Source organism: Mesorhizobium sp. M4B.F.Ca.ET.089.01.1.1 (assembly GCF_004022605.1).
Lineage (GTDB): Bacteria > Pseudomonadota > Alphaproteobacteria > Rhizobiales > Rhizobiaceae > Mesorhizobium > Mesorhizobium abyssinicae.
Map to the genome: position 1 here is coordinate 1 of NZ_RZOS01001586.1, position 387 is coordinate 387.

The following is a 387-nucleotide window of genomic DNA, read 5'->3' on the forward strand; positions in this document are numbered from 1 at the left end:
GTAAAATGCCAAGTATTGTTCGGAGTGTGACGCTTGTACTTTTGTATTTTTTTAGCCTTGTGCCCTTGGCGTTTGCGCAGCAGAATCAGGAAATTGAGATAGTTCTGCAATCGCGCCTGACTTCTTATGGAAACGATACCCCCCTAACTATTGTTTTTACTCTCACGAACCGATCGGGCAGCCCGATCAGGGTGCTCAGATGGACCACGCCGATCGACGGCGTCTCGGGCCAAATTTTTTCAGTGACGAGAGGGTCGCAGCCAATTCAGTATATTGGCCCTTTGGTGAAGCGAGCAGAACCGACCGAGGCTGATTTTATCGATATCGAACCCGGACGATCGATTTCGGCGACCGTCGATCTGTCATTGTACTACGCCATCTATGAAG

The 387-nt window shown here is 49.6% G+C and carries 1 protein-coding gene; it reads left to right on the plus strand.

Annotated elements, in window-relative coordinates:
- Positions 1-26: 26 nt before the first annotated feature.
- Positions 27-387: hypothetical protein (locus tag EN780_RS40255; RefSeq protein WP_210215167.1), on the plus strand; the 361-nt coding region annotated here is incomplete at its 3' end.